Origin of the sequence: Nonomuraea sp. NPDC049709 (assembly GCF_040674815.1) — a bacterium.
Taxonomy (GTDB): Bacteria; Actinomycetota; Actinomycetes; order Streptosporangiales; family Streptosporangiaceae; genus Nonomuraea.
This window is the reverse complement of sequence record NZ_JBFANM010000029.1, coordinates 69,259-95,310: the sequence shown is the minus strand read 5'-3', so window position 1 is coordinate 95,310 and position 26,052 is coordinate 69,259. Positions and strand designations below refer to the sequence as shown.

Here is a 26,052-nt window from a genome sequence, read left to right as displayed (position 1 = left end):
TCTGCAACCGTGTGGCGGGAGGGTGACCGTTGGCGATGACCTGACGTGTGGGCTTCGTCAAGCGGGGGTTTCTCAGCTCAACGAGGGCCCCGGGTACACCTACCGACCCACCCCCGGGTCAGGAGAGCCCGAGCGCCATCCGCAATGCACCGGACGGATCCGCACCCCGCCACGCCACGTGCTGGTCCGGCCGGACGACCGTCAAGGGCTCGCCGGGCAGGTGCACCACCCGGAGCGGTACGCCCAGCTCCCGCGCTTCCCCCACCACCACGGCGGCCCCGGGCAGCCCCTGGTCCCCGACGAGGCTGAAGGCGGGGCCCAGGCGGTCGTACAGGGATTCGCCGGGTGAGAGCCACCGGTGCGGCAGCCGCTCCCCGGCGTCCGGGGCGACGATGGGCGAGCCCGCGTACGTGTACCCGAGCACCAGGTCCAGGCTGTGGAACTCGCTGTCCTTGGTCCTGAGCACCGCCTCCGCCACCGCCGGCCGTACCTTCTCGAACTCGGCCTCGTCCCCCATCAGCGCCGGGTCGGCCAGTTCGGGGGCGAGGGTGGCCATGTTCGCGGCGGCGGCCTCGATGGTGTCGGCGGCGATGGGGCGGCGCTCGCTCTCGTACGTGGCCAGCAGCTCCGCCGGAGCCCACCCCTGCAGTACGGCGGCCAGCTTCCAGCCGATGTTGACCGCGTCGCCGATGCCGGTGTTGAACCCGTGGCCTCCGTAGGGCGGGTTCTGGTGCGCCGCGTCGCCCGCCAGGAACACGCGCCCGCTCCCGTACCGGTCGGCCAGCAACATCCGCGCGGTCCACGGGTCGGTGGCCAGGATCTCCACCTCGATGTCGGCCCCGGCCAGGTTCCGTACCAGGCGCACCGGGTCGGCGTCCTGCGCGCGTACGCCCTGCGCGATGCACCACCAGGTCTCCTCCAGGTCCAGGCGGCCGACCAGGCCGGGCTGGGCCGGGTTCAGCACCCAGTAGTGCACGGCGGGGCCGTGCGGCATGCGCTCGGCCAGCCCGGGGGCGCGGAAGACGATGTTGAAGTTGGGCCTGGCGTCCTGGCGGCCCTCGTAGCGGGCGCCGATGGCCGCCCTGGTGACGCTGCGCGGGCCGTCGCAGCCCACCACGTACTGGGCGCGTACCTCGTGCTCCTCGCCATCGGCGGAGGTGATCCGCACCGTCACCCCGTCGGCGTCCTCGCGGAGGCCGGTCACCTGCCGGCCCGTCAACAGCGCGTCGCCGACGGCCTCCCGCAGCACCTCCTCCACCAGCGGTTGCGGCGCCTGCTGGCCGGGCTCGGCGGCGAGGTCGGAGCCGGCCAGGTCGAGGCCGAAGCAGCCGCCGATCCTGGTGATCTCGCGCCCGAGCAGGCTGTTGACGAACACCGCCGCGTCCGACCACGACACCGCCAGCGGCGCCCGCGCCCGTAACGTTTCCGCCAGCCCCCACCTGCGCAGCAGCTCCATCGAGCGCGCCGAGGTGGTCTTGGCGCGCGGGCGCAGCCACGAGACCGACTCGCGCGGCTCGACCACCAGGCAGCGAACGCCGTGATGGGCCAGCTCCACGGCGGTCGCCAGGCCGACGGGCCCGCCTCCCGCGACGAGCACGGGCACGGACGGGGGCACGTGGCCGGGGATTTGCCGCGCCAGATCCATGGGCGTCCTCTTTGTCGTAGGGGATGCAGGTATATTCCTGGCGCCGTCCGGCCCGCGTCAAAGGGCGCCACGCACCGCCGCCAGGCCATGATTCAGGTACGAGCGCACAACGATTCAAGATCGCACTAGTGCCCGCATCGCCCGCATCAGTAGCGTTCTACGCAAAAATCAGGATCAGCCAGGGGATTGCATGAGCGAGACCTCGACGATGCCGCTGCACATGCGGCGGGTGGAGTTCGATCCGGCGCCGGAGTTGGCGGCCGCGCGGGACCAGGAGCGGATCAAACGGATCACGACGGCGTTCGGCACCGACGCCTGGCTCGTGACGCGCTACGCCGACGTGCGGGAGGTGCTGGGCGACGCCGAGCGGTTCAAGGTCGCGCCACAGACCATCGCCCGGCTGCCCGGAGCGCCGGAGATGACAGAGGAGCAGAAGGCCAAGGTGCGCGCCGGCAACCTGCTCGGCGTGGACCCGCCCGAGCACACGCGGCTGCGCAGGATGCTGACCCCCGAGTTCACGATCCGCCGGATCAACCGGCTGGAGCCGCGGATCACGCGCATCGTCGAGGAGCACCTGGACGCCATCGAGGCCGCGGGCTCGCCCGCCGACCTGGTGCCGTCGTTCGCGCTGCCGATCCCGTCGCTGGTGATCTGCGAGCTGCTCGGGGTGCCGTACGAGGAGCGCGAGGGCTTCCAGGAGCGCACCGCCAGGATGCTCGACATGACCGTGCCCGGCGAGCAGCGCATGATGCTCCAGTTCGAGCAGCGCGCGTACATGGAGGGCCTGGTCACCCGCATCCAGGCCGACCCGGGCGAGGAGCTGCTCGGCATGCTCGTCCGCGAGCACGGCGACGACCTGTCCACCGACGAGCTGGTCGGGATCGGCGGCCTGCTGCTGTTCGCCGGGCACGAGACCACCTCCAACATGCTCTCCCTGGGCACGCTCGCCCTGCTGCGCCACCCCGAGCAGCTCGACCTGCTGCGGAAGGAGCCCGAGCGCATCGACGCCGCGGTGGAGGAGCTGCTGCGCTGGCTCAGCGTCGTCAATTCGGGCACCACCAAGGTCGCGACCGCGGACACCGAGGTGGGCGGCCGGCGGATCGAGGCGGGCGACCTGCTGATCTGCACCCTGCCCGTGGCCAACCGGGACCCGTCGTTCCTGCCGGACGCGGACGCGTTCGACCTCAGCCGCGGCGCGCCCGGCCACGTCGCCTTCGGTCACGGCGTACACCACTGCCTGGGCGCCCCGCTGGCCCGCATGGAGCTGCGGATCGCCTTCCCCGCGCTGCTCAAGCGCTTCCCGAACCTGCGCGTGACGGACACCGCCCCGCGCTTCCGCACCTCCTCCATCGTGTACGGGCTCAGCTCCCTGGAGGTGGCCTGGTAGACCGGGCCACCGGCGCCGGCCCGATCGACCCGGAGACGTGCATCCCGCCCGCCGGAACCGCTGGGCAGGCGTTGGGAAATTGTCGGCTCGGGCGGATAACGTGCAAGCGTCATGCCTATGGACGTCGCGGCCCACGAGCTGATCGGCCGGGAGCACCCGGCCGAGCTGCTGCGCGCCGAGATCACCCGGGTCGTGGGCAGCCACGGCGGCCTGGTGCTGGTCACCGGCGAGGCGGGCATCGGCAAGACCACGCTCGTCACCAGCGCGGCGGGCGAGGCCAGGCGGCGCGGCGCGCTGGTGGTCGGCGGCGCGTGCTGGGATTCCGGCAGCGCCCCCGGCTACTGGCCGTGGGTGCAGGTCATCAGGGCCCTGCGGCGGGCCGCCGAGCCCGAGGAGTGGGCGGCGGCCGAGGAGGCGGCGGGCGCGAGCCTGACCGCCCTGCTCGGCGAGGCGCATGCCAGGGGCAGGGGCACCGAGCTCGGTGACGCCGCCAAGGGCAGGACACCCGAGTTCGGTGAGCTGCCGAGCGGTGGGGCGACGCCCGACGGCTTCCAGCTCTTCGACGCGGTCACCTCCGCCCTGGTCGCGCTCTCGCAGCGGCGCCCGGTGGTGATCGTCATCGACGACCTGCACGTCGCCGACCCGGCCTCGCTGCGGCTGCTGGAGTTCGCGGCGCAGCAGACCTGGTTCGAGCGGCTGCTGCTGATCGGCACCTACCGCGACGCCGAGGTGGAGCCCGTCGACCACCCGCTGCGCGACCTGCTGTCACCGCTCGTGGCCAAGGCCACCACGATCACGCTCACCGGGCTCGACCGGGCGGGCGTCGGCGCGCTCATGGCCCGCACCGCCGGCCTCGACCCGCCGCCCGAGCTGGTCGAGGAGGTCCACCTGCGCACGGGCGGCAACCCGTTCTTCGTCGAGCAGACCGCCCGGCTGTGGCGCAGCGGCGGCTCGGCCAGCGCGATCGCGCCCGGCGTGCGCGACGCGCTGCTGCGGCGGCTGTCCCTGCTGCCGCGCCAGGTGTCCGAGCTGCTGCCGGCCGCGGCGGTGCTGGGCCGGGAGTTCCACCGCCAGGTGCTCGCCGCCACCATCGCGCAGCCGGTCGCGCACGTCGACCGGCTGCTCGAGCTGGCCGTGGTGGCCAGGCTCGTGGTGACCAGGGGCGGGGGCGTGTTCGCGTTCGCGCACGACCTGGTGCGCGAGACCCTCTACGACTCCCTCGACGACCCGCCCGACCGGCACGCCGCCGTGGTCGCCGCGGTGGAGAGCGCGCCGGGCCTGGCCGGCAGGCTGCCGCCCAGCGACCTGGCCAGGCACGCCTACCTCGCCGGTGACCGGCTCGACCCGGAGAAGGCCATCGACCTCCTGCTCGACGCGGCCCGCGAGGCCGGCGGCAGGCTCGCCGGGGAGGAGCAGGTCGGTCACCTGCGCAGGGCGTACGAGCTGAGCGCCGCCTCCAGCCCGCGCCGGCGCGGCCTGATCGCGCTCGACCTGGGCAGGGAGCTGCACCACACCGGCGAGCCCGAGCAGGCCAGGCGGGTCTTCGAGGAGGCCGCGGCCATCGCCCGCGACATCGACGACCCCGAGCTGCCCGCCCGGGTCGCGCTGGTCCTCCACAGCCACTACGGCCGGGAGAAGGCTCTCGACCGGCTCAAGGACGCCCATCGCCGGCTGGTCGGCGGCTCGGTGCCGGACGAGCGGCTCGCGACCGACCTGGTGCTCCACCTCATCAACCTGGCCAGGCAGGAGGGCAACGACGACGCGCTGGCGTTCGGGCTGTGGGCGCACCACGACATCATCTGGGGGCCGGGCACGGCCGGGGAGCGGGTGGTGCTGACGGGTGAGCTGATCGCCGTGGCCCGGCGCACCTCCGACGCCGACCTCGAGCACTTCGCGAGCGCCCTGCGCTGGGTGGCCATGATCGAGCAGGGCGACCCGCGCTACCTCGACGAGTTCCACGACTACGACGCCAGGGCGCGGCGCAGCGAGCGCCCGCACCTCGCGATGACCGCCGACGTCGACGCCAGCATCATCGCGGGTCTCGCCGGCCGCTTCGCCGAGGCGGAGTCCCTGCTCGCGGCCATCGAGCCCGACGCCCGCCACGAACACTTCACCTTCATGCTCATGCACCACCGCTGGTCGTTGATGGCGCTGCAGGGCCGGATCGACGAGCAGGAGCAGGCGCTGCGCGAGCTGAGGGGCACCGGCCACCCGTGCGTGCCGCTGCTGGAGGGGCTGACCGCCCTGCACGCCGGCGACCTCCACGCGGCGCTGCGCCAGCTCACCGACGAGGAGCCGGACGACCGCATGGTCCAGCCGATCTGGCTGCGCTTCCTGGCGGAGGTGGCCGCGGCCACGCAGGACCCGGAGCTGTGCGCCCGGGCGCGGGCCGGGCTGGCGCGGCATCGGGGGCGGTGGGCGGTGTCGCTGTTCGGCTGGGAGATCGGCGGTCCCTACGACCTCTGGCTCGGCCTGGTGGACGCCGCGGAGGAGCGCTGGGCGGAGGCCGTCGCGGAGCTCACCGCCGCCTACCGCGCGGCCGACGCGATGCGGGCGCGGCCGTGGTCGGTGCTGGCCCGGGGCCGTCTGGCCGAGACGCTGCTCTCCCGGGCCGGGCCCGGCGACGCCGAGGCCGCGCGGGCACTGCTGGAGGAGGTGCGCTGGGAGGCGGTGGAGCTGGGCATGCGGCAGCTTCCGCAGCCCGTGCACATCGGCGAGCCACCCCCTGCGCGGGCCGCCGGGCACGCGGTGCCGGAAGACGCCCAGGCGCTGCCGGGCAACGCCTGGCGTGGCGGCGCCGGAGGCTCGGGCAGCCCGGCCGGGGAGTTCCGGCGGGAGGGAGCGGTCTGGTCGCTGGCGTTCGACGGCCGGGTGGCTCACCTGCCCGACGCCAAGGGCCTGCGCGACCTGCACACCCTGCTGAGCCGTCCCGGTGACGACGTGCCCGCCGTGCTGCTGCTCGATCCCGAAGGCGGCGAGCTCGTCGTGGCGGCCCGCCGGATGGGCGGTGACGACGTGCTCGACGAGGAGGCCAAGACCCGATACCGCCGCCGTCTGGCCCGGCTCGACGAGGAGATCGACCGGGCCGCCGAGCTGGGCGACGACGGGCGGGCGGCGGAGTTCGACCGGGAGCGGGCCGCGTTGCTGGCCGAGCTGCGGGCCGCGGCCGGGCTGGGCGGGCGCACCCGGCGGCTGGGCGACGAGGCGGAGCGGGCCCGCAAGACCGTCACCGCGCGCATCCGCGACACGCTGCGCAAGCTCGACCACGCCCATCCCGAGCTGGCCGCCCACCTGCGGGCGACGGTCTCCACCGGCGCCACCTGCCGCTACCAGCCGGGCGACGACAAGATCGGGTGGCGCCTCTAGGGGTGGACCGGGGTGTTCGGCGGGTGCAGCCAGTCGGGGGTGCGCCACTGCTGGACGTTCGAGCGCACGCAGGGAGTCATGGACAGCGACCGCCCGTCCGGCTCCAGCTGCAGGCACAGGCCGGTGGCGACATGCTTGACCTCCCAGTAGAGCCACTCGTGGAAGGGCGAGCGGTAGGTGAAGCGCCACAGCTGGCCGGGGCCCCTGGAGCAGGGCTCGCGGACGGGGTGTTGCCGCCCCGGCGGGCCGGAGACGGCCAGGCAGCGGCCCATGCTCCTGATCGCGTAGTCGCCCCGGGCGTCGCGCGGATAGCTGAAGGCCTGGTTGGCGCGGCCGTGGCACTCCCACGTGATCACGTCGGTGTCGTTCGCGGCGTCCAGGCACACGCCGTTCTCCGCGCTGGCCAGCGAGCTGCCCAGGTCCGGCAGGCGGTCGGTGACCAGCCAGCGCTGGACGAGCCGCCCGCCGGCGCAGGCCCGCAGGATCAGCGGGGTGCCGGCCATGGTGGAGCCCATGTTCGGCTCGGCGCACAGCTCGCCCTGCGGCGAGGAGATGGCGAGGGACTGGTCGGTCACCCGCCAGAGCTGGTCGCCGGAGTCGCCGCAGGCCGCCTCGGTGAGGTGGATCCCCTCGGTGAGGTGCCGGGCCTCCGGGGTCAGGCAGCGCTGGGTGGCGCGGTTGCGGATCCGGTGCAGGTACGTGCCGCCGCGCTTGTCCGGTTCGAGGTCCCACCGGTAGGTCTGGCCGGGGCTCGTGTTGACGATCGAGGCGCCCAGCCTGGCGTGCGGGGGAGCGGGCGCCGAGTTGTTGACGACCAGGTAACGGCCGGGGACGTACAGGGAGAGGATCGTCACGTTCGAGCGCCTGAGCGAGTCGCGTACCTGCGCTTCGGCGTACGTCACGTAACCCAGGAAGGCCGCGGTCGCGCACACGACCGGCACCGTCACGACGGCGACCAGCTTGACGCGGCGGCCGGGTGCCTCCGGCTGGGGATCGGCCAGCCTGCGGTAGGACCGCAGCCACTTGTCCGCCGCGGCGCCCGGCACGTCATGCACCGCGAGGAAGGCGCGGATGACCGGCTCGGCCTGCCCGGCGTCGTTCAGCCAGCTGGTGCGCCGGCCGGTGACCTGCTCCAGGTCGGCCCGCCCGAACGCCAGCCCGCGGGCGGCGGCGCGCGTCTCCAGCTCGGCGAAGCGGGGCGTGCCCGCCCGCCTGCGCAGCTCCTTGAGCAGCCGCTTGAACGTGGGCAGGTCGTGCGCGCTGAACGGGTCGGCGGCGCTCGCCGTGCGGTTGGCCCAGCGCGAGCGCAGGACCTCGCCCAGCGGCGGGAACGCGGAGGCCAGGCAGGCGAAGAGCACGGCGGGCAGGATGTGGGCCGGGTTGAGCTCCGGTCGGCCGTCGGTGGCGAAGTTGACGTAGACGCCGGTCAGCACGGAGCAGACCGCGCCGAGCAGGACGACCGCGCCGGCCACCAGGGCGGGTTTCGCGCGCATGCACCCTCCGTCGTCCGTCCGGCACCGTGAGTCGGCTCATGGTAACGGAACGTACATGTACGGGTCAGGGAGAACGTCAGGGATCTTCGGCCCCGTCAGCGCCACGCGCCGCCGGTGAGCACGAGGTCCTGGAGGCTGCCGTCTGCGACGCGGCGCGACACCTCTTCCCATTCGCGCAGCACCCGCTGCCTGCCACCGGACATGGCGGGCCAGTCCGTGCGCGTGATCGGCCGGTCGGCGCCGGGCGGCTCCCAGGTGATGCCGTGGAAGGGGCCGAGGCCGGGCACGAGGGTCTTCAGCATGTGGATCGCCCGCCGGTGGTACCACTTGCAGACCGCCGTGACGGCGAGCCCCGACGCCAGCGCCTCATGCAGGAAGGGCAGCGAGAGCTCGACGTTCTGCCAGGTGTTGAGCGAGCGGTCCTCGCACCGGATGGCGTCGTCCGGGACGTCGCGTTCGAGCAGGAGGCGGCGGAACGTACGCGCCTCGTGGGTGCCGTCGTGGCGATTGACGCCGCCGGTGGCGATGATGAGCGGCGCGAGCCCCCGGTGATACTGCTCGGCCGCGATCTCGACGGGCGGGCGGACGTACATGGTGCCGAAGAGGATGAGCGCCGTGGGCCGCCCGTCGGGCGGAAGGGCCTCGGTGTCCACGAAAGCGGTGATGGCGGCGATCTGCTCGGAACCAAGGTCGTCGGTCATCCGTGCTCCTCACCGGTCGGATCCCACCTCACGGTCACGATAAATCGGCTCGCCTCCCGTCGCACGGCACCGCCAGGATGGGACGATGTCTTTCGACCGCCGGCTGTCGGCCACCTTCGACAGAGCAGCCGCCACCTACCAGGACGCCCGTCCCGACTACCCGGCCGAGCTCTTTTCCGACCTGCTCCGCATCACCGGCCTCACACCGCCCGCGCACCTGCTCGAAGTCGGCTGCGGCCCGGGCAAGGCCACGCTCCCGCTGGCGCGGCTGGGCTTCCGGATCACCGCGGTCGAGCTCGGCCAGGCCCTCGCGGCGGAGGCCCGGCGCCGCCTCGCCGACTTCGCCGGCGTCTCGGTGATCACCTCGCCGTTCGAGGGCTGGCAGCCGCCGGCCGGCGACCGGTTCGACCTCGTGTACGCCGCCACGGCCTGGAAGTGGCTGGACCCCGCCGTCAAGTATGACAAGGCGGCCTCCCTGCTCGCCCCGGGCGGCCACCTGGCCGTGTGGAACGCCGAGCACGCCATGCCCGCCGGCTACGACCCGATCTTCGACGAGATCCAGGAGGTCTACGAAGAGATCGACGAGGGCCACGACGGCCCATGGCCGGGACCGACGCCCGAGGAGCAGCCCAACCCCGTCGCCACCGAGTTCGAGACCTCCGGGCACTTCACGGTGGCAGGGACCCGGCTCTACGTGTGGGCCCTGCGCTACACGGCCGACGAATACCTGGCCCTGCTCGACACGTTCTCCGGCCACATCGCCATGGAGCCTGACCGGCGCCGGCACCTCTACCAGGAGATCCGCCGCCTCCTCGCCACCCGCCCGGACGGCCGGCTCACCCGCCACTGGTATGTCGTCCTCACCGTCGGCCGCCGCCTCTGAGCGTTGTCGGCGTCAGCGCCAGGACCGCCGGCCCTGGGCCGCGTGGACCTACTTGCGGTTGTACAGGCGCATCGTCAGCGTGCCGAAGATGGCGACGAACAGGGCCGCCGACACCAGCACCCAGGTGATCTCCCCCATGTCGGGCGCCCCGCCCATCAGTGACCGTACCGAGGTGACCAGGTGGGAGATCGGGTTGGCGTTGACGAACACCTGCAGCCAGCCCGGCATCGTCGCCGGATCGACGTACACGTTGCTCAGGAAGGTCAGCGGGAACAGCACCAGCATGCTGACCCCCATCACCGCCTTCTCGCTGCGCATCAGCAGGCCGAACATCGTCCACACCCACGAGAACGCGAACGAGAACACCAGCAGCAGCAGGATCCCCGCCACCGCCCCGGCGAGGCCGCCCTGCGGGCGGAAGCCGAGCACCAGGCCGACCAGGAAGATGACCGTCGAGGCCATCGTGTACCGCAGGACGTCACCGAGCAGGTAGCCGACCATGGTGGACGGGCGCCAGATCGGCAGGGTGCGGAAGCGGTCGAAGACGCCCTTCTCGATGTCCTTGTTGACCTCCACACCGGTGTACATGGTGATCATCACGACGCTCGTCACCATGATGCCGGGCAACAGGAACTGCAGGTATTCCGTGGGAGAGCCGGCCAGCGCGCCGCCGAACAGGTACGTGAACAGCAGCGTCATCATCAGCGGGAACGCCGTCACGTCGAAGAGCTGCTCGGGCACGTGCTTGATCTTCAACATCGCCCGCCAGCCGAACGTCATCGACGCCGACCACGCGCTCGGCCGGGGTGGTCTGGCCCCGGGTGCCAGGACCGTGGCCAGGGCCTCGGCCGCGGGTGCGTACGTGGTGGTGCTGTCGGTGGTGGTGCTCATGCTGCTGCCTCCTCGGTGGTGGCGGGGTGGTCGGTGAGGGCGAGGAAGACCTCGTCCAGGCTGGGCTGGCCGAGGGAGAAGTCGTCGACGACGATGCCGGCCTCGGCCAGGCGGCCGAGCGCGCGGGAGGCCTGCTCGGCCTCGTTGCCGCCGCCGGTGATGCGGGCGGTGAGCGCCACCGGGTCCGCCTCCAGGTAGACGGGCGTGTCCAGCGTCTCGGCCAGCAGGCGCTCGGCGTCGGGGCGGGTGGCGGCGTCGCGCAGCCGTACGTGGACCGAGCCGGACCCGACGGACGACTTCAGCTCGCCCGGCGTGCCCTCGGCGATGAGCCGGCCGTGGTCGATGACCGCGATGCGCTGGGCGAGCCGGTCGGCCTCCTCCAGGTACTGGGTGGTCAGCAGCACCGTGGTGCCGTGGGCGACGACGATGCGGACGATGTCCCAGACCTGGTTGCGGCTGCGCGGGTCCAGGCCGGTCGTGGGCTCGTCGAGGAAGAGCAGGTCGGGCGTGTTCAGGATGCTGGCCGCGATGTCGAGCCGCCGCCGCATGCCCCCCGAGTACGTCTTGACCTGCCGTCCCGCCGCCTCCGTCAGCCCGAACGCCTCCAGCAGGTCCGCGGCCCGCTCGCGGGCGGCCGGTTTGCGGTGGCCGAGGAGGCGGCCGAGCAGGATCAGGTTCTCGGCGCCGGTCATCTCCTCGTCCACGGAGGCGTACTGGCCGGTCAGGCTGACCCGGGAGCGTACGGCGTCCGCCTCGCGCACGACGTCGTGCCCGAACACGGTCGCCTCGCCGCCGTCGGGCCGCAGCAGCGTGGCCAGCATGCGTACGGCGGTCGTCTTCCCGGCGCCGTTGGGCCCGAGCACGCCGTACACGGCGCCGGCGGGCACGGCGAGGTCGAGGCCGTCCACGGCGCGCGTGTCGCCGAAGACCTTGACCAGGCCGGAGGTCTGTATCGCCAGATCTGTCATGGGTGTTCCCTTCGAGATGAGGTCATGAGGCGTACGGCTGCCTGCGGCGGCCCTCGCGGAGCGTCCGGCCCCACCAGGTGAGCTGGTCGAGCAGGGCCGCGACGGCCCGCAGGAGGTCGTCGGTGTCGCGCGGCCGGCCGCACTCGTCGACGCCCGCGCCGAGCAGGTCGAGCCCTACCCAGTCGCGCATCGTCACGGCGTGCAGGGCGGAGAAGACCGTGCGGAGCTGCTCGACGGCGTAGTGGCCGCACGAGCCGGAGCCGTAGGCCACGATCCCGACCGGTTTGGCCTGCCACTCGTCGTAGGCGAAGTCGATGGCCTGCTTGAGCGGGGCGGGGAAGCTGCGGTTGTACTCGGGGGTGACCACGACGAAGGCGTCGGAGCCGCCGACGGCCGCGGTGAAGTGCCGCATGGACGGCGTCGACTCGTCCGGGTAGCAGGCGGGGAAGGTGTATCCGGCCAGGTCGAGCACCTCGACGGACAGGTCCTCGCGGCGCCGGGCCCGCGCGGCGAACCAGCCGCCGAGCGTGTCGCACACGCGCCCCACCCGGGTGCTGCCGATGATCACCGCGACGTGGAGCGGGTCGTCGTCACCCGGCATGGTGGTCACCCCCTTCCACCCTCAAGGCGCTAGGTGGGCCGCTAGATCGGATCTAGCGAGGGGGTTCGGTCAGAAGCCCGCCAACGCGCGGCGGCAGGTGCGGCGGGCCTCGGCGAGGGTCTCCTCGTCGGATCTGCCCTCGCCGATCGCGGCCGCCGCCGTCGCGCTCACGGCCCCGATCGCGGCCCCGACCATCGCGTACGCGGTCGTCCGGTCGATCTCGCAGGCGTTCACGAGCGCGGCGGCCAGCCGCTCCAGCCGGGTGTTCGAGCGGTCGATGGAGGCCCGCGGCGAGAAGATCGGCAGCTTGACCGCCTCCCCGACCAGGCCGGGCGTCATCCCCAGATCCCAGCTCTCCGTCAGCATCTCGTCGAAGGCCCTGGCCAGCAGCGCGGCGGGCGGCTCGCCGGGGGCGCGGGTGCCGATCACCGCCACGCCCGCGTCCACCCGCTCCACGCCGTGGGTGATCAGCACGTCCGCCTTGTGCCGGAAGTAGGTGAAGAACGTGCGCGGGGACACCTCGGCCGCGGCGGCTATCTGCGCGACGGTCGTGGCCTCGTACCCCTGCTCGTCGAACAGCCGCCCGGCGGCGTCGATGAGCGCCTGCCGCGTCCGCTGCTTCTTCCGCTCCCGCAACGACATGCCGGCCATGATATTGCAACCGATGCATATTTACAGGACTGCAAGTTTTGCGTAGCGTCCCAGCCATGGATCCTGTGATCGCGGTGTCCGGCCTCGTCAAGTCGTACGGGCGGGTCCGCGCGCTGGACGGGCTCGACCTCCAGGTGGCGGCCGGGGAGATCCACGGCTACCTCGGACCCAACGGCGCGGGGAAGACGACCACGCTGCGCGTGCTGCTGGGGATGTTGCGCGCCGACGCGGGCGAGGTGCGGCTGCTGGGCGGGCATCCCTGGCATGACGCCGTACGCCTGCACCGCCGCCTGGCGTACGTGCCCGGCGACGTCACCCTGTGGGACGAGCTGACCGGCGGCGAGACGATCGACCTGCTCGGGCGGCTGCACGGCCGGGTGGACGAGCGGCGGCGCGCGGAGCTGATCGACCGGTTCGGGCTGGACCCGGGCAAGAAGGCGCGCACCTACTCCAAGGGCAACCGGCAGAAGGTCGCGCTGATCGCCGCGCTGTCGGCCGAGGCCGAGCTGCTCCTGCTGGACGAGCCCACCTCCGGCCTCGACCCGCTCATGGAGGCCGAGTTCCGCCGCTGCCTGGCCGAGCGCCGCGCGCAGGGCACCACGATCCTGCTGTCCAGCCACATCCTGGCCGAGGTGGAGGCCCTGTGCGACCGGGTGAGCATCGTCCGCCAGGGCAGCGTCGTCGAGTCGGGCACCCTGGCCGAGCTGCGCCACCTCACCTGGACCTCGATCACCGCCCGGCTGGAGCGGCCCCTGGAGCGGCTGGACGGCGTGCACGACCTGCGCGTGCACGGCACGGAGGTGAGCTTCCGCGTCGACAGCGGTCAGGCCGGTGAGGTGCTCACCCGGCTGACCGCGTTCGGCCTGCGCGACCTCACCGCCCAGCCGGCCACGCTGGAGGAGCTGTTCCTGCGCCACTACCAGGTGGCGGCGACCCCATGAGCACGCTGGTCCGCCTCATCCTGCGCCGCGACCGGCTGCTCATCGCCCTCTGGATCGCCGCGGCCGTCGCGGTGCCGGCGTTCAACGCCTACTCCCTGGGCGCGCTGCTGCCCACCCGGCAGATCAGGGAAGAGTTCGTGGCGGTCAGCACCGCCAACCCGATCACCACGGCGCTGCTCGGCCCGGTCCACGACACCTCTATCGAGGGGCTGGTCGCCTGGCGGTCGAGCGTGCAGAGTCTGCTCATCACGGGTCTGGCGGGGCTGCTGTTCGCCATCAGGCACACCCGGGCCGAGGAGGACGCGGGCCGCGGGGAGCTGGTGGCGGCGGGAGCCGCCGGCCGGCACGCCTCCGTCAGCGCCGTCATGGCCGTGGCCACCGCTGTGAACGTGGCCATCGCCGCGCTGCTCGCCGTCGTGCTGCCCCTCGGGTTCGGTCATCCCTTCGGGGGGTCGCTGCTGTTCGGGCTGACGGCCGGGGCGGGAGGCACGGTGTTCGCCGCCTGCGGGCTCCTCGCGGCGCAGCTCTCCCAGAGCGCGCCGCTCGCGCGCAGCGCCGGCGTGGGCGTGCTGGTGGCGGGGCTCGTGCCCGGCGTCGTGGTGCCGGAGGACCGGATCGGGATCTTCCCGGCCGGGTGGCCGCGCATCGCCCGTGCGTACGGGGACGAGCAGTGGTGGGTCCCGCTGCTGCCGCTGGGGTTCGCGGTGGTGCTCACCCTGGTCGCGTACGCGGTCTCGGGGCGCCGTGACCTGGGCGCGGGCCTGCTGCCGGACCGCGCGGGCGGCACCGGGCCGGTGCGGGGCAGGCTGGGCAGCCCCGGCGCGCTGGCCTGGCGGTTGTCCGGCGGGCAGGCGGCCGGCTGGACGGTCAGCCTGGGCACGGTCTCGGTGGGGGTGGGCTGGGTGTCCGGCTCGTTCGAGGTCGGCACGATCACGGGGCAGAGCCTGCTGGAGATCTTCACGTACGTCTTCTGCCTGGTCGTGGCCTGCCTGGCCGTGGCGGGGGCGCTGCGGCCGTACGCGGAGGAGAGCCGCGGCCGCGCGGAGCCCCTGCTGGCCCGGCCCACCGGCAGGACGCGCTGGCTGGCCGGGCACGTCGCGCTCGCGATCGCGGCGCCCACCGCCATGCTGCTGGCCGTCGGCCTCGGCACCGGACTCGGCAGCGGCCGGCCGGCCAGCCAGATCGGCACGGCGCTGATGTTCGCGCCCGCCTCCTGGGCGATCGCCGGCATCACGATCGCCGCGTACGGCCTGCGCCCGCGCCTCGCCGCCCCCGCCGGCTGGGTGACGGTCGCGCTCTCGGCCGCCTGCGTGGCGATGTGGGAGGCCGGGACGATCGGCAGGGCGGCGTTCCTGCTCACCCCGTTCGGCTACGGCCATCCCGCGATCTCGCCCGGCTTCCTGGCTCCGGCCGCGTTCGCCCTGGTCGCCGCCGTGCTCGTGGCCGTCGGCGGTGTCGCGTTCGCCCGGCGGGACCTGCTCGGGTGAGGCCGGCAGGTCCCGCCGGCCTCCCCGGGACGCTGGTCACGCCGACCCGCCTGGTCTGCAGCGACATCGTCATACGGCCGGTCGGATGGTGTATCCCACGCCGCGCACGGTGTGGATCATCGGCTTGCGCTGGGCGTCGATCTTGCGGCGCAGGTAGGAGATGTACAGCTCGACCACGTTGCTCTGGCCGCCGAAGTCGTAGGCCCACACGCGGTCGAGGATCTGCGCCTTGCTGAGCACCCGTCCCGGGTTGTGCATGAGGAAGCGCAGCAGCTCGAACTCCGTGGGCGTCAGCCTGATCTCCTTGCCGGCCCTGCGTACCTCGTGGGTCTCCTGATCCAGCGTGAGGTCCCCGACCGCGAGCCCGGAGTCCGGCCGCGCCCGCTCCGCGCCCGAGCGGCGCAGCAGTCCCCGCAGCCTGATGACGACCTCCTCCAGGCTGAACGGCTTCGTGACGTAGTCGTCGGCCCCCGCCCGCAGCCCCAGGAGCCGGTCCTGCACCGAGCCCCGCGCGGTCAGGCACAGGATCGGCACCCGCGGCAGCACCGCGCGCAACCTGGGCAGGAGCTGGATCCCGTCCATGTCGGGCAGCATGACGTCCAGGACGATCGCGTCAGGCCGGAAGCCCCGGGCCACGCGGATGGCCTCGCCGCCGTTGTGCGCGCAGCGCACGTCCCACGACTCCTGGCGCATGACCCTCGACAGGAGCTTCGTCAGCGGGGGCTCGTCGTCCACCACCAGGATGTTGATCGAGTTGCCGTGGGGCCGGTGCACCGGCCCGGACTGGAGGTTCGTGCTGGTCGTGTGCATGGTCGTGACGATGACGTGCTTGTATGAGTGTTTGATGATGGCTTCTTATGAATCGACTGTGAGTCGATGAGCGAGGCTTGACCGTCTCTGAGCAGCGGAGGCGTGGACGCCGTCAGGACGTCAGGCCCTCCCTGACCATCGTGAAAACCCGGACGGCCACCCCGGCGATGGCGCTGACGGCAACCCCGATCAGCGCAGGCATGTACCAATCGGGACCGAGCGCCGCGAGATCGTACTCGTCGTTGATCCTCCAGGGCGAAGTCGTGGGATTGACCGCGACAGCCAGGGCAAGAGTCAGCAGGTAGACCAGGCCGGACCCGACGAACGCCAGGCCTCCAGCGACTGTGGTCCGCCGCCCCGGCCGGTCGAGGGCGGCAAGAAGGGCGGCCTCGGTGGCGAGGATGACGGTGAGGCTGACGGTCACCGCCCTGGCCCGTGCGACGGCTCGGTCCAGGTCTTCCAGCAAAGTGTCGTTCCAGGGCACCTCGTACCAGGGGTTGAGCCCCGTCGGGTGGGCGGCGATCCGGAACGAGATCAGGTTCACCGCGGCGTACAGCAACGGGGCCGTCAGAGCACACAGCAGGGCGGGCGAGCGTCTCAGGCGCCGTAGGTCCATGGTCGTTTCGATGCCGGGACGCGACCGGAGGTTCGCCGGGGACAACCGGTCCGGGATCAGCGCCCTACCAGCGCTCCACCAGATGCTCGCGGCCAGCCGGCGGTTTCGTACGGCTCCGGCCATTAGTCGGTGATCCGGCTGATCAGCCCCTGCTCGGAGAGCTCGAACCACACGCACGCGACCTGAGGCTCGCTGGGACAACGCTCGGCCTCAAGGTGTCGATCGCCGACATCAGAACGTGTTCTGACATAGGCTCGATGGGTGAGCAATAGCCATGCCGACGCAGTGACCTTCTCCGATTTGTCGAGAAACCCACGCGCGGTCGCCGAGCGGGCGGCTCGCCTGGGAAGGGTGCGTGTCACGCATCGAGACGCCCCCGACTTCTACCTGACCGCGGCGGACCGTGAAGAGGAGCGCGAACGGACGCTGAACACCGCGTCCCGGTTGCTCCTCGCCTTGATCAAGCACGACCCCACCGCGCGTGCGCTGGTCATAGCCATGCCTGAGGTCTTCCCATGGGTTCGCCACCTGACTTCGGACGAGCTGCGTGCATTCACCCTGGAACTGGTTGAAGCCCTCTCGGACGCGGCCGAACTGGACGTCGATGCGACTACCCAGGAGGTCATAGCGGGCTGGCGAGCCACTGCCAGAATCAAGGCCGACCCTGTGCACCACGCCGAGGCCCGCCGGCCCACGAACGGTGACTTCGGGCCGGTGCAGGTCTCGGCATGAGCCCGAAGCGCGGGGATCGCGTTACGGTGCCGCCTCCGGATGGCCAGTGGGATGTGCGGTTCGGCACCAGCGACGCGGTTCGGGGCTGGGAAGAGCTGTGCCGTCATGCCCTGGCCAATACACGTCGGTGCTTCGAGACGCTGCGGGTCGATCCACGTTCGGGCTCCAGCCACGATCGGCAACATCGTCTACGGGGTGACCTCGCGACTCATCGTCACAACGGCAAGGACTTGGAACAGTGGGAGTTCGAGGTCACGAGCGGCGGGCGTGTGCGTTATGCCATCGACGACGCGACGCGTACCGTCTGGGTGATCTACGCGTCGCCTCGACACCCCAAGGACACCGAATAGCGAACTCGTCGCAGAGGGCGGCGTGCCGCACCAGGATCCTGTCAGGATGCAGGCAATCACCAGGGCTCACTGCGCCGGCCACACGCCTGAGTGAGGTCCCCGGCGTCAGCGCGCCGAGGAGCGGCCCGCGGAGATCTTCCTCGTGGCCGGTCCCGCTGTCGGTCAGGCGATTCTGGTCCCTTGTCCGTCAGGCCTTGCGGCCCACGCCCGCGTAATAGACGGCCTCGCGGTCGGCGTACAGGGTTTCGGGGACGGGGCGCCAGCGGGGGAGGGCGACCACGCCTGGCTCCAGGAGGTCGAGGCCGTCGAAGAAGCCGGTGACCTCTTCGAGGGTGCGCAGGGTCATCGGGCTGCCGCCGCTCTCGTTCCAGTGCCGTACGCCCTCGTCGAGTTGCGTGCCGACGAGGCCGTGGGAGATGGCCAGGTGGCTGCCCGGTGCCATGGGGGCCAGGAGAGTGCGGATGATCGAGGCGGCCTCGGCGGTGTCGGGGAGGAAGTCCACGACGCCGAGGAGGGTCAGGCCGATGGGGCGGTCGAAGTCGAGCAGGTCGCGGACGGCGGCCAGGATCTTGTCGGGTTCGCGCAGGTCGGCGTCGATGAACGCGGTCGTCCCGTCCGGGGCGCTGCGCAGCAGGGCGCGGGCGTGGGCCAGGACCATCGGGTCGTTGTCGACGTACACGACGTGGCTGTCCGGCGCCACCGACTGGGCCACCTGGTGGGTGTTGTTCGCGGTCGGGATGCCGGTGCCGATGTCCAGGAACTGGCGGATGCCCGCCTCGCCGGCCATGTAGCGCACCGCCCGGCCGAGGAACTCCCTGTTGGTACGTGCCAGCACCGGCAACTCGGGCACGGCCGCGAGGATCTGCTCGCTCACGACGCGGTCGATCTCGTAGTTGTCCTTGCCCCCCAGCCACAAATCGTAGATGCGGGCTGGGCTCGGGATGTCGGTGTCGAGCGGACGTTCGGTCATCGGTGGCGCCTTCCCAGGGACAACGGCAAGTCATCGGATATCGGGCTATATGGCGATATGAGGAAGATCGTACTCGTCGAAGATCGCCTGCACCCGGCTTCTGGGGAAGGGCAGGCGTGGGTCAGGTTCCGATGTTGCTCCGCGGTCCCGCGTACGTCCGCAGCAGGTTCGGCACGTCGGCGACCGGGTCGAGGGTGTAGGGGTGGAACGAACCCGGGGTGAAGGCCGAGCCGCCGGTCTCCTGCTGGCCGGTGCAACTCACGCAGACGCTGCCGCTCTGCCGGAGTCGGGCGGCGTCGTCGGAGGGCGACGCGGCCGGGTCCGTCTCCCTGGGGACGTCCGGCGAGGTCGGCGGGCGGTTGCACGCCGTTCGCCGGGCTTTACCCGGAACAATCCAGCCTTAGAGTAATCGAATCACTACTCAAAGTTACTATGGCGAAGTTCGCGCATCTATTACTCCAGGGGGCTGGAATGACTGACGAGACCCGGGCCGACAAGATCAGTATCGACACGGAGGAAGAGGTGGCGCTCGGCGGGGAGGCCGCGCTGCTGCACGCCCAGGACGACCCGCTGGCCTCGGCCGCCGTCGACGCGGCGGTCGAGACCGAGCTGCTGGAAGATGCCCCGGCGCGCGAGGCGGTCGAAGCCAGGCGGGAGAGCGAGCACCAGATCGCCGAGCTCACCTCCAAGGACCAGGAGCGGGTCCGCCGTTTCCAGCGTGAGCTGCGCACCATGGGCGCCGACGTCTGGCCGGTGGCCAGGTGGTGGGGCTACGAGATCCACCTCAACGAGTCGGCCGCGCTGCTGGCCGCCGAGATCCCGCAGCTCATCGGCGAGACCGCGGGCACCGTGCTCGGTCCCTGGCTCGCGCCGATCGTCGAGCGCGCCGTGCGGGCCAAGGCCGGTTGGATCGCCTCGGTCGCCCGGCCGTACGGGGTCAAGCTGGTCTCGCCGTGGACCGCGCCCGCCATGCTCGTACCGGCCCGGCAGGACGGCCGGCCCGCCGGGGACGCCGCGCTGTACTGGGCGGTGCACGAGCCGGGGGAGGGCTGGAGCCGGGACCAGCGGTTCGTCGACCACTTCAGCGTGTCGAGCCCGGCCCTGGCCGAGTTCCAGGACCGGCTCTACCTGGCCCATCGGGGCAACGCCGGCGACGCCGCCCTGTGGTGGGCGGTCTACGACGCCGAGGAGGGCTGGAGCGAGGACCAGCGCTTCCCGCAGCACTTCAGCGACGCGGGGCCGGCGCTGGCGGCGTACGACGGGCAGCTCTACTGCGTGCACCGCGGCGCCGGCGGCGACGCGGCGCTGTGGTGGGCCCGCTGGGACGGGTCGAGCTGGAGCGCGGACGAGAAGCTGCCGCAGCACTTCAGCGAGGTGGCTCCCGCGCTGGCCGCGTACGACGGGCAGCTCTACTGCGTGCACCGCGGCGCCGGCGACGATTCGGCGCTGTGGTGGACGCGCTGGGACGGCTCGAAGTGGAGCCCGGACCAGAAGCTGCCCGGCCACGCCAGCCGCTCGAACCCGGCGCTGGCGGTCTACCGGGGCCACCTCTACTGCGTGCACCGCGGCGCCGGCGACGATTCGGCGCTGTGGTGGACGCGCTGGGACGGCTCGAAGTGGAGCCCCGACCAGAAGCTGCCCGCCCACCACGCCACGGAGGGCCCGGCCCTGACCGTCTACAAGGACCGGCTCTACTGCGTGCACCGCGGCGGCTCGGACCAGAGCCTGTGGTGGACCAGCTTCAACGGCTCCGGCTGGACCGCCGACGAGCGGCTGCCCGAGCACTACAGCGCCGAGGGCCCGGCCGCCATCGCCTACCGCGACAAGAACGCCACCCGCGACCAGCTCCTGTGCGTGCACCGGGGCATCCGCTAGCGGACATGGAAAGTGCCGGCTCGCGGTCCGCGGGCCGGCACTCGTGTTCTCAGGGGCAGGTCACCAGCCGGCGAGCTGCTCCAGGAACCACTCGATCAGCGGCCTGGACACGGAGCCGTGCTCGGTGTTGGCCACGTCGCAGCAGAACGCGTCCAGGAACGTCTCGTCCTTCGGCAGGTCGCTGAGGTCCCGGTACAGGTCCGACTGCCACTGGAACGGGTCCCTGGCCAGGGCGATCGCGCTGACCGCCGGGACGAAGCAGCTCCACCTGAACCGGTCCTGGATCGGCAGCCCCACCGCGTCGGCGAGCCGGCCCCAGGACTCCAGCGTGCCGCCGGGCGCCCCGTCGAACGCGGCCACGTGCGAGGTGGCGCTCGTCCACACCGGCGCGCCGAAGCGCACGACGCCGACGTTCTGCAGCTCGCCCATGTCCGGCTGGATCCGGGCCGTGAGCTGCAGCGCTTCGTGCTGCAGGTCGAAGACCGGCGTTCCCGGAGCCAGGTCGGGACCGGTGCCGTTGCCGGTGCCGTTGGCCAGGCCCAGCTTGTACGGGCGCATCGGGAACCAGCCCACCCTGCGCAGGTCCTCCAGGAACTCCTGGCGCAGCGCGCTGGAGCTCGTCACCGGACCCGAGTAGTCCGCGCTCTCGACCCAGCCCCACAGGAGCTGCTGCGCGGCCGGGCTGCGGATCAGCTCCGCCTGCCCGGGACCGTCGGAGCGCGGCTCCAGCGCCTCGTGCAGGTAGGCGAGCTGTTGGAGCACCAGCGGGATCCAGGCGCCGAGGTGCGGGGTGTCGTAGGAGAAGTACTTGTCGGTCTGGTGGTCGATGCGCTCGTTCTCCATGCGGGCCAGGGCGTACCTGGTGATCATGCCGCCCATGCTGACCCCGCCGACGACCAGCGGGTTGTCGCCCCGCCGCTCCTCGATCGCGCGCAGCACGCAGGTGACCGCCACGGCGGCGTTGGCCTGGATGGAGATGTGCCGCTGGTCGAACCCGAGCAGCACGACGTCGATGCCCATCGTCCTGAGCTGGTCGAGGAAGCCGGGCGCGCCCTTCTGGTACGGCTTGTTGAAGTGCCGCCACAGCTCGTCCAGGTCGCTCGGCCCGTAGTTGAAGCCGTCGGCCAGGATCAGCGGCCTGGTCAGCGCGTCGTGCCCGTCGGCCAGGTGCACGGCCGCCCGGCCGGTGGCGATGCGGCCGTGGTGCGGCTGGTCGCCCACCAGGTCCCAGGTCTGCTCGGCCTGGCGGGCCTCTCCCTGGCGTTGCGGCGGGGTGGCGAACCAGACCCCCTGCTGCCCGAGCGAGCCGGCGATCCGCTCGACCTGCTCGGAGCTCAGACTGCGCTCGATCCCGTCTGCCCTGGTCTCGACGTCGATTCTCGGTTCCTGCGCCATGCTCGATCCTCTCGATAGCTGCGGGGCCCACCGGGGGCCACTGAGCACACCCTACGGTTACGTTCGGTAATATTCCGAGCACAAAACGTGGTGGCGTGGTATGGCGTTCCCCCAGGTCAAGTGAGGTCGCGACGCCCAAGCCCGGCCGGCTCGGCGGCATTGGCCACGGGGCCCGCGGATCCGGCGCCCCCCTGTCCCGGGCGGGCAATATTCGCATCGGCCCGGGGCAGAGGAGGGGCACGGACGGAGGACATCGGATGAGTTCGGGGGAGCCATGGCCGGCACCGGAACGCAGGCGTTCTGGATCGACGCCGCACACGAAGGCACGCAGGAGCACTACGGCGAGCAGTTGCGCAAGTGGCGGCACGCCTTCGCGGCCACGGAGGACGAGCCGGCGGCGGAGGGCGTCACGCTGGATCCGCTGCACTTCGCGCTGGGGGCCTGGGAGGTGGCCACCCGGCCGGTGGCGGACTCTCCCTACGTACGCCGCCACGCCCGCGTGCTGGACGCCACCTGCCACCGGCCGGAGGAGGCGCGGGGCCTGCTGGCGGTGATCGAGCTGGCCGTGCCGGCGCCGGTGCGGCTGTCCGGCGGATGGCTGAGCTGGCAGCGGCAGGACGGGGACGACGGGACGTACGCGGCGCCGCCGTACGAGCGGCCGACCGCGCTGACCACGATGGAGCTGCGCCTGCCCCTGCCCGCCGACCGCCTGCCCACCCCCACCAAGGCGCGGGCCTCCGGGCTGCCCAATCTCGACGACGCCCAGGCCGCGCTCGAGGCGCTCATCGCGGAGCTGAACGCCGTGGTCACCCCGTTCGTGCGGGAGCTGGAGGGCGGCGGGGAGGCGGGGCCGATGCCGGAGTGGCTGCGTACGCAGATCGAGGCGGACAAGGCGACCGCCGAGTCGGCGGGGGCGCGCGCCTGGCGGTACGTGCCGGCCCACAAGGGCAACCGGCTGGAGTTCGACGAGCGGCGGAGCGTGGCCGCGATCGGCTTCCACGACGACGACCTGCTGCAGCCGGTGGAGGCGATCCACATCGCGCTGCACGACCCGGCCGACGTCGTCGCGCGCTGCACGGCCGAGCTGGCGCTGCTGGCCGAGCACGGCCGGGACTGCCCCGAGTGCGCGGCCGGGTCGCCCTGCTCGACGCTGCGGTGCCTGGCGGCCGGCTACCACCTGCGTCCCGGCTGGCGGGACGAATGGGCGGCAAGGGGCGCATCATGAACCGGCCCGACGACCCCGGCACGAACCGGCGGGACGATCCCGACGACGAGTTCTTCGCTCCGGTGCTGCGGGAGCCGCCGCCCCCGGAGGACGGGCCGGTGAGCGACACCGGTGTGCCGGGCGTGCCCGGAGCCGGTCACGGGCACTGGCCGCAATCCCCGCCGCCGGCGAACAAACTGAGCCTGCGCCTGCTCGCCGCCGCCCTCGTGCTGCTCGCCGGGGTGGTGCTGACCGTGCTGGCGCTGCTCGCCGCCCGGCCCGCGCTGGCCGTCCCGCCCGCCGTGGTGGCGCTGGCCGCGGCCGTCTACCTGGTCGCCTTCAGCGTGCGGCGGTCCCGCTCGAACGGCGGCCCGCCCACGTTCGGCTGAGGTTTCACAGCTCCCAGCTGGGTAAACGCCAGGCGGGAGCCGACGGAGGAGCTTGAGATGTCCATGTCGCTGATCGACAGAGAATGCGTCCGCCAACTGCTGGACTCGTCGCAGCCGGACGCCACGCTGGTGTTCGTACGGGGCGACTGCGTGGTCATGCCGGCCGCTCAGGTGGACGACGCCCACAAGGGGCTGGTCATCGCGCGGCGGGACGAGGTGCTGGCCCAGCTCCCGGACGACGCCCCGACGGACCAGGTCCTCGACGACCTGGCCCACCGGCTGGACAACATCGTCCGGGACCTGGGCGCCTGATCCGTCAGAGGTGACCCCGGCTGCCGGCCGTCACGAGCGGGCGCAGGTCCTGCGGGAGGCTGTCGCAGACCTTGTCCATGACATGGCCCTGCGTCGCCTCCGCGGTGACCTCCAGCACCACCCGCGCGATGTAGGTGGCCTGCGGCTTGTCGACGCCGGCGCGGCCGGCGACCCGCTGCACGAACTCCTCCCGTCCGAAGTGCTCCCCGGTGCCGAGGCCCCCGAAGACCTCGGTACGCCGGAGGTTCTCGGCGATCTCGTGCGGCAACTGGGCGGCGAGATGTTCGGCGAGCCCTTCGGGAATGCGCTCGCCGAGCGTCTCCAGTGTCGCCCTGCTCGCCCGCTCGGCCTGCTCACGGCCGCGGAGGTGAGCGCGTGCCTGTACTTTTCCGATGAATTCGTCGTGTTGCACGATTCCTCCACACGACTGAGTCCGCCCTGTGGCGTGGATGTGTTGACCGAGGATCTACAGCGCCGCCTACTGGGCGGGCTGGCTCCCGCCCCCCGGCCCGGGCACGGAATCCCGGGAAGAGCGGGCCCTCCTGAGCTGGCTACCCGTGCGCCTTATACGGAAACGACTCCTACGCGTGGCGGCGGGATGAAAGTGTCCCCGATCGAGGGAGGACGCGTGGCAGGGAAGATGATCACCGAGCGGCCGGACGGCCGCCTGGTGGACAACGAGCGCTTCCAGCAGTTCGCCCGCGGCGTGCCGGTGGCGCAGGAGGAGGGCCCCGCGGACCCCTCGTGACCTGGAAGGGTTGCGGATGCGTCGATCTTGGTGTCGGATGCCGAGCCGTAGGGATCTCTCACCCCCAGGAGACCGGCATGCGCGAGAGCACCGAGGTCGTCGTCATCGGAGCCGGCCCGGCCGGCCTGACCCTGGCCAACCTGCTCCAGCGGGCCGGTGTCGCCTGCGTGGTGCTGGAGCGGCAGAGCCGGTCCTACGTGGAGCAGCGGCAGCGCGCGGGCGTGCTGGAACACGCGGGCGCGCGTGTCTTCGAGGACTGGGGCCTGGCCGACAGCGTGCTCGCGGGCACGCCGCGCGACGGCATGCTGGAGATCCGCGTGGACGGCGAGCCGCGCTACCTCGACGTTCCCGGCCTGGCCGACGGCAGGGCGGGCCGGATCGTGCCGCAGCAGGTCCTCGTCGGCCGGCTCGTCGCGGCCTTCCTGGAGGGTGGGGGAGATCTGCGGTTCGACGCGGGCGAGGTGAGCCCGCACGACCTCGACGGCGCCTCCCCGGCCGTCACCTACCGGGGCCCGGATGGCGTCGTACGCGAGATCGCCTGCTCCTACGTCGCCGGCTGTGACGGCTACCACGGCGTCAGCCGCACCGCCGTGCCCGCGGGGGCGCTGACCACGTACACCTACGACCACGGCATCGGCTGGTTCACTGTGCTCGCCGACGTCCCGCCGCCGCGCCACCCGCTCCTCGCGGTGCATCCGGCGGGCTTCGCGGCCCAGTTCCCCAGAGGGCCCAGGGCCAGCCGCTTCTATCTCGAATGCGCGCCCGACGACGCCCTCGGCGACTGGGGAGACGAGCGGATCTGGGCGCAGTTGAGGCTCCGGCTCGGTGACGCGGGCCTGCCCGAGGGGCCGATCACGGAGAAGGCGGTCGTGGAGATGCGCAGCTTCGTCGTCGACCCGATGAGCCACGGCCGGCTCTTCCTGGTCGGCGACGCCGCGCACATCATCACCCCGATGGGCGGCAAGGGCATGAACCTGGCCATCGCCGATGCGAACGTGCTGGCCCACGCGTTGCGCGCGGCGCTGCGCGAGGGTGATGACGAGCGGCTGGCCGCGTACTCGGCCACATGCCTCAAGCGGGTCTGGAACCACCAGGAGTTCTCCCGCTGGATGACCGAGATGCTGCACGAGTCGGGTGACGCCACGCTGGCCGGGCCGTTCCGCCGTGAGCTCGCCAGGGCGCGGCTGGAGCGGCTGTTCGCCTCGGGCGCGGCGGCTCGTGCCTTCGCCGACCTGATGGCTGGCGGGTAACATTTCCCCTTCAAAGGCCATATTCCGCCCAAGGGGGACATTTTTGTGGTGAAAGCCTCTGAAGATCGGCCTGATGAGGAGATATTCGTCCGCAAGGAGCTGCAGCGGCTCCGGGCAAGCATCGACAACCTGGACGCCGCCCTCGTCCACCTGCTGGCCGAGCGGTTCAAGTGCACCCAGGAGGTCGGCCGGCTCAAGGCCGAATATCAGCTCCCCCCGGCGGACCCCGAGCGGGAGGCGGCCCAGATCCGCCGCCTGCGCGCGCTGGCCGAGGACTCCAAGCTCGATCCGGTCTTCGCCGAGCGGTTCCTGACCTTCATCATCGCCGAGGTCGTCCGGCACCACGAGCTGATCGCCAGCAGCAGGGCCGCGGCCCGCGCCACCTGA

The 26,052-nt window shown here is 72.2% G+C and carries 26 protein-coding genes; 13 read left to right on the top strand and 13 right to left on the bottom strand.

Annotated features, from left to right (window positions below; genetic code table 11):
• Window positions 1-118: 118 nt before the first annotated feature.
• Window positions 119-1,645, bottom strand: coding sequence for an FAD-dependent monooxygenase (locus tag AB0J69_RS28190; RefSeq protein WP_364123039.1), 1,527 nt, complete (start codon window positions 1,643-1,645; stop codon window positions 119-121).
• Window positions 1,646-1,835: 190 nt separating this feature from the next.
• Here AB0J69_RS28190 and AB0J69_RS28185 point away from each other — a divergent pair, with 190 nt between their 5' ends.
• The gene (locus AB0J69_RS28185) at window positions 1,836-3,032 is read left to right on the top strand and encodes a cytochrome P450 (RefSeq protein WP_364123037.1); all 1,197 of its coding nucleotides are present in this window, start codon (window positions 1,836-1,838) and stop codon (window positions 3,030-3,032) included.
• A 111-nt stretch (window positions 3,033-3,143) separates the two neighbouring features.
• Window positions 3,144-6,398 carry an AAA family ATPase gene (locus tag AB0J69_RS28180; protein WP_364123035.1) on the top strand — a complete coding sequence of 1,085 codons (3,255 nt, stop codon included), beginning with the start codon at window positions 3,144-3,146 and terminating at the stop codon, window positions 6,396-6,398.
• On the opposite strand, the gene AB0J69_RS28175 is transcribed toward AB0J69_RS28180, so the two are convergent.
• Both AB0J69_RS28175 and AB0J69_RS28170 read right to left on the bottom strand, forming a co-directional pair.
• Complete coding sequence (locus AB0J69_RS28175) at window positions 6,395-7,891, bottom strand: ricin-type beta-trefoil lectin domain protein (RefSeq protein WP_364123033.1); 1,497 nt, start codon at window positions 7,889-7,891, stop codon at window positions 6,395-6,397. The two genes, AB0J69_RS28180 and AB0J69_RS28175, sit on opposite strands and share 4 nt — an antisense overlap.
• Window positions 7,892-7,986: 95 nt before the next feature.
• Window positions 7,987-8,592: a YdcF family protein gene (locus AB0J69_RS28170; RefSeq protein WP_364123032.1), complete on the bottom strand. Its 606-nt coding sequence runs from the start codon at window positions 8,590-8,592 to the stop codon at window positions 7,987-7,989.
• Window positions 8,593-8,677: 85 nt separating this feature from the next.
• Here AB0J69_RS28170 and AB0J69_RS28165 point away from each other — a divergent pair, with 85 nt between their 5' ends.
• Window positions 8,678-9,475 carry a class I SAM-dependent methyltransferase gene (locus AB0J69_RS28165; RefSeq protein ID WP_364123030.1) on the top strand — a complete coding sequence of 266 codons (798 nt, stop codon included), beginning with the start codon at window positions 8,678-8,680 and terminating at the stop codon, window positions 9,473-9,475.
• Between the two features lie 48 nt (window positions 9,476-9,523).
• Here AB0J69_RS28165 and AB0J69_RS28160 read toward each other — a convergent pair whose 3' ends face one another.
• From AB0J69_RS28160 to AB0J69_RS28145, 4 genes are all read right to left on the bottom strand, one after another.
• Window positions 9,524-10,366: an ABC transporter permease gene (locus AB0J69_RS28160; protein WP_364123028.1), complete on the bottom strand. Its 843-nt coding sequence runs from the start codon at window positions 10,364-10,366 to the stop codon at window positions 9,524-9,526.
• Window positions 10,363-11,334: an ATP-binding cassette domain-containing protein gene (locus AB0J69_RS28155; protein ID WP_364123026.1), complete on the bottom strand. Its 972-nt coding sequence runs from the start codon at window positions 11,332-11,334 to the stop codon at window positions 10,363-10,365. Before AB0J69_RS28155 ends, AB0J69_RS28160 begins: the two co-directional genes overlap by 4 nt.
• Before the next feature lie 22 nt (window positions 11,335-11,356).
• The gene (locus AB0J69_RS28150) at window positions 11,357-11,935 is read right to left on the bottom strand and encodes an NAD(P)H-dependent oxidoreductase (RefSeq protein ID WP_364123123.1); all 579 of its coding nucleotides are present in this window, start codon (window positions 11,933-11,935) and stop codon (window positions 11,357-11,359) included.
• 69 nt (window positions 11,936-12,004) lie between these two features.
• Window positions 12,005-12,577, bottom strand: coding sequence for a TetR/AcrR family transcriptional regulator (locus AB0J69_RS28145; RefSeq protein ID WP_364123024.1), 573 nt, complete (start codon window positions 12,575-12,577; stop codon window positions 12,005-12,007).
• Between the two features lie 65 nt (window positions 12,578-12,642).
• Here AB0J69_RS28145 and AB0J69_RS28140 point away from each other — a divergent pair, with 65 nt between their 5' ends.
• Together AB0J69_RS28140 and AB0J69_RS28135 are read left to right on the top strand one after the other, a co-directional pair.
• Complete coding sequence (locus AB0J69_RS28140; protein ID WP_364123022.1) at window positions 12,643-13,527, top strand: ABC transporter ATP-binding protein; 885 nt, start codon at window positions 12,643-12,645, stop codon at window positions 13,525-13,527.
• A complete protein-coding gene (locus AB0J69_RS28135) occupies window positions 13,524-15,014 on the top strand; it encodes a hypothetical protein (protein ID WP_364123020.1) in 1,491 nt (496 codons plus the stop codon). Before AB0J69_RS28140 ends, AB0J69_RS28135 begins: the two co-directional genes overlap by 4 nt.
• Before the next feature lie 69 nt (window positions 15,015-15,083).
• Here AB0J69_RS28135 and AB0J69_RS28130 read toward each other — a convergent pair whose 3' ends face one another.
• Both AB0J69_RS28130 and AB0J69_RS28125 read right to left on the bottom strand, forming a co-directional pair.
• Window positions 15,084-15,824, bottom strand: a complete 741-nt coding sequence (locus AB0J69_RS28130) for a response regulator transcription factor (protein ID WP_364123018.1) — start codon at window positions 15,822-15,824, stop codon at window positions 15,084-15,086.
• 112 nt (window positions 15,825-15,936) lie between these two features.
• The gene (locus tag AB0J69_RS28125; protein ID WP_364123016.1) at window positions 15,937-16,440 is read right to left on the bottom strand and encodes a hypothetical protein; all 504 of its coding nucleotides are present in this window, start codon (window positions 16,438-16,440) and stop codon (window positions 15,937-15,939) included.
• A 261-nt stretch (window positions 16,441-16,701) separates the two neighbouring features.
• On the opposite strand from AB0J69_RS28125, the gene AB0J69_RS28120 reads away from it, so the two are divergent.
• Window positions 16,702-17,172, top strand: coding sequence for a hypothetical protein (locus tag AB0J69_RS28120; protein ID WP_364123014.1), 471 nt, complete (start codon window positions 16,702-16,704; stop codon window positions 17,170-17,172).
• Window positions 17,169-17,522, top strand: coding sequence for a hypothetical protein (locus tag AB0J69_RS28115; protein ID WP_364123012.1), 354 nt, complete (start codon window positions 17,169-17,171; stop codon window positions 17,520-17,522). The genes AB0J69_RS28120 and AB0J69_RS28115 overlap by 4 nt, the downstream gene beginning before the upstream one ends.
• Before the next feature lie 187 nt (window positions 17,523-17,709).
• Here the strand turns inward: AB0J69_RS28115 and AB0J69_RS28110 are convergent, their stop codons facing one another.
• Together AB0J69_RS28110 and AB0J69_RS28105 are read right to left on the bottom strand one after the other, a co-directional pair.
• Window positions 17,710-18,492 carry an SAM-dependent methyltransferase gene (locus AB0J69_RS28110; protein ID WP_364123010.1) on the bottom strand — a complete coding sequence of 261 codons (783 nt, stop codon included), beginning with the start codon at window positions 18,490-18,492 and terminating at the stop codon, window positions 17,710-17,712.
• Window positions 18,493-18,613: 121 nt separating this feature from the next.
• Window positions 18,614-18,754: a hypothetical protein gene (locus tag AB0J69_RS28105; RefSeq protein ID WP_364123008.1), complete on the bottom strand. Its 141-nt coding sequence runs from the start codon at window positions 18,752-18,754 to the stop codon at window positions 18,614-18,616.
• Between the two features lie 209 nt (window positions 18,755-18,963).
• Between AB0J69_RS28105 and AB0J69_RS28100 the strand changes: the two genes are divergently transcribed.
• Window positions 18,964-20,367, top strand: a complete 1,404-nt coding sequence (locus tag AB0J69_RS28100; protein ID WP_364123006.1) for a hypothetical protein — start codon at window positions 18,964-18,966, stop codon at window positions 20,365-20,367.
• Between the two features lie 60 nt (window positions 20,368-20,427).
• Here the strand turns inward: AB0J69_RS28100 and AB0J69_RS28095 are convergent, their stop codons facing one another.
• Window positions 20,428-21,762 carry a hypothetical protein gene (locus tag AB0J69_RS28095; protein ID WP_364123004.1) on the bottom strand — a complete coding sequence of 445 codons (1,335 nt, stop codon included), beginning with the start codon at window positions 21,760-21,762 and terminating at the stop codon, window positions 20,428-20,430.
• Between the two features lie 274 nt (window positions 21,763-22,036).
• Between AB0J69_RS28095 and AB0J69_RS28090 the strand changes: the two genes are divergently transcribed.
• The 3 genes from AB0J69_RS28090 to AB0J69_RS28080 are packed head-to-tail and all read left to right on the top strand — an operon-like array spanning window position 22,037 to window position 23,667.
• Window positions 22,037-22,987: a DUF6221 family protein gene (locus AB0J69_RS28090; RefSeq protein ID WP_364123002.1), complete on the top strand. Its 951-nt coding sequence runs from the start codon at window positions 22,037-22,039 to the stop codon at window positions 22,985-22,987.
• Entirely contained in the window at window positions 22,984-23,355 is a 372-nt protein-coding gene (locus tag AB0J69_RS28085; RefSeq protein WP_364123000.1) for a hypothetical protein, read from the top strand. The genes AB0J69_RS28090 and AB0J69_RS28085 overlap by 4 nt, the downstream gene beginning before the upstream one ends.
• 57 nt (window positions 23,356-23,412) lie before the next feature.
• Window positions 23,413-23,667, top strand: a complete 255-nt coding sequence (locus tag AB0J69_RS28080) for a hypothetical protein (RefSeq protein ID WP_364122998.1) — start codon at window positions 23,413-23,415, stop codon at window positions 23,665-23,667.
• Window positions 23,668-23,671: 4 nt separating this feature from the next.
• On the opposite strand, the gene AB0J69_RS28075 is transcribed toward AB0J69_RS28080, so the two are convergent.
• Window positions 23,672-24,079 (bottom strand): DUF2267 domain-containing protein, encoded by a 408-nt coding sequence (locus AB0J69_RS28075; RefSeq protein WP_364122996.1) that lies wholly within the window; start codon window positions 24,077-24,079, stop codon window positions 23,672-23,674.
• 413 nt (window positions 24,080-24,492) lie between these two features.
• On the opposite strand from AB0J69_RS28075, the gene AB0J69_RS28070 reads away from it, so the two are divergent.
• Both AB0J69_RS28070 and AB0J69_RS28065 read left to right on the top strand, forming a co-directional pair.
• A complete protein-coding gene (locus AB0J69_RS28070) occupies window positions 24,493-25,665 on the top strand; it encodes a 4-hydroxybenzoate 3-monooxygenase (protein WP_364122994.1) in 1,173 nt (390 codons plus the stop codon).
• Window positions 25,666-25,713: 48 nt separating this feature from the next.
• Window positions 25,714-26,052: a chorismate mutase gene (locus AB0J69_RS28065; RefSeq protein ID WP_364122992.1), complete on the top strand. Its 339-nt coding sequence runs from the start codon at window positions 25,714-25,716 to the stop codon at window positions 26,050-26,052.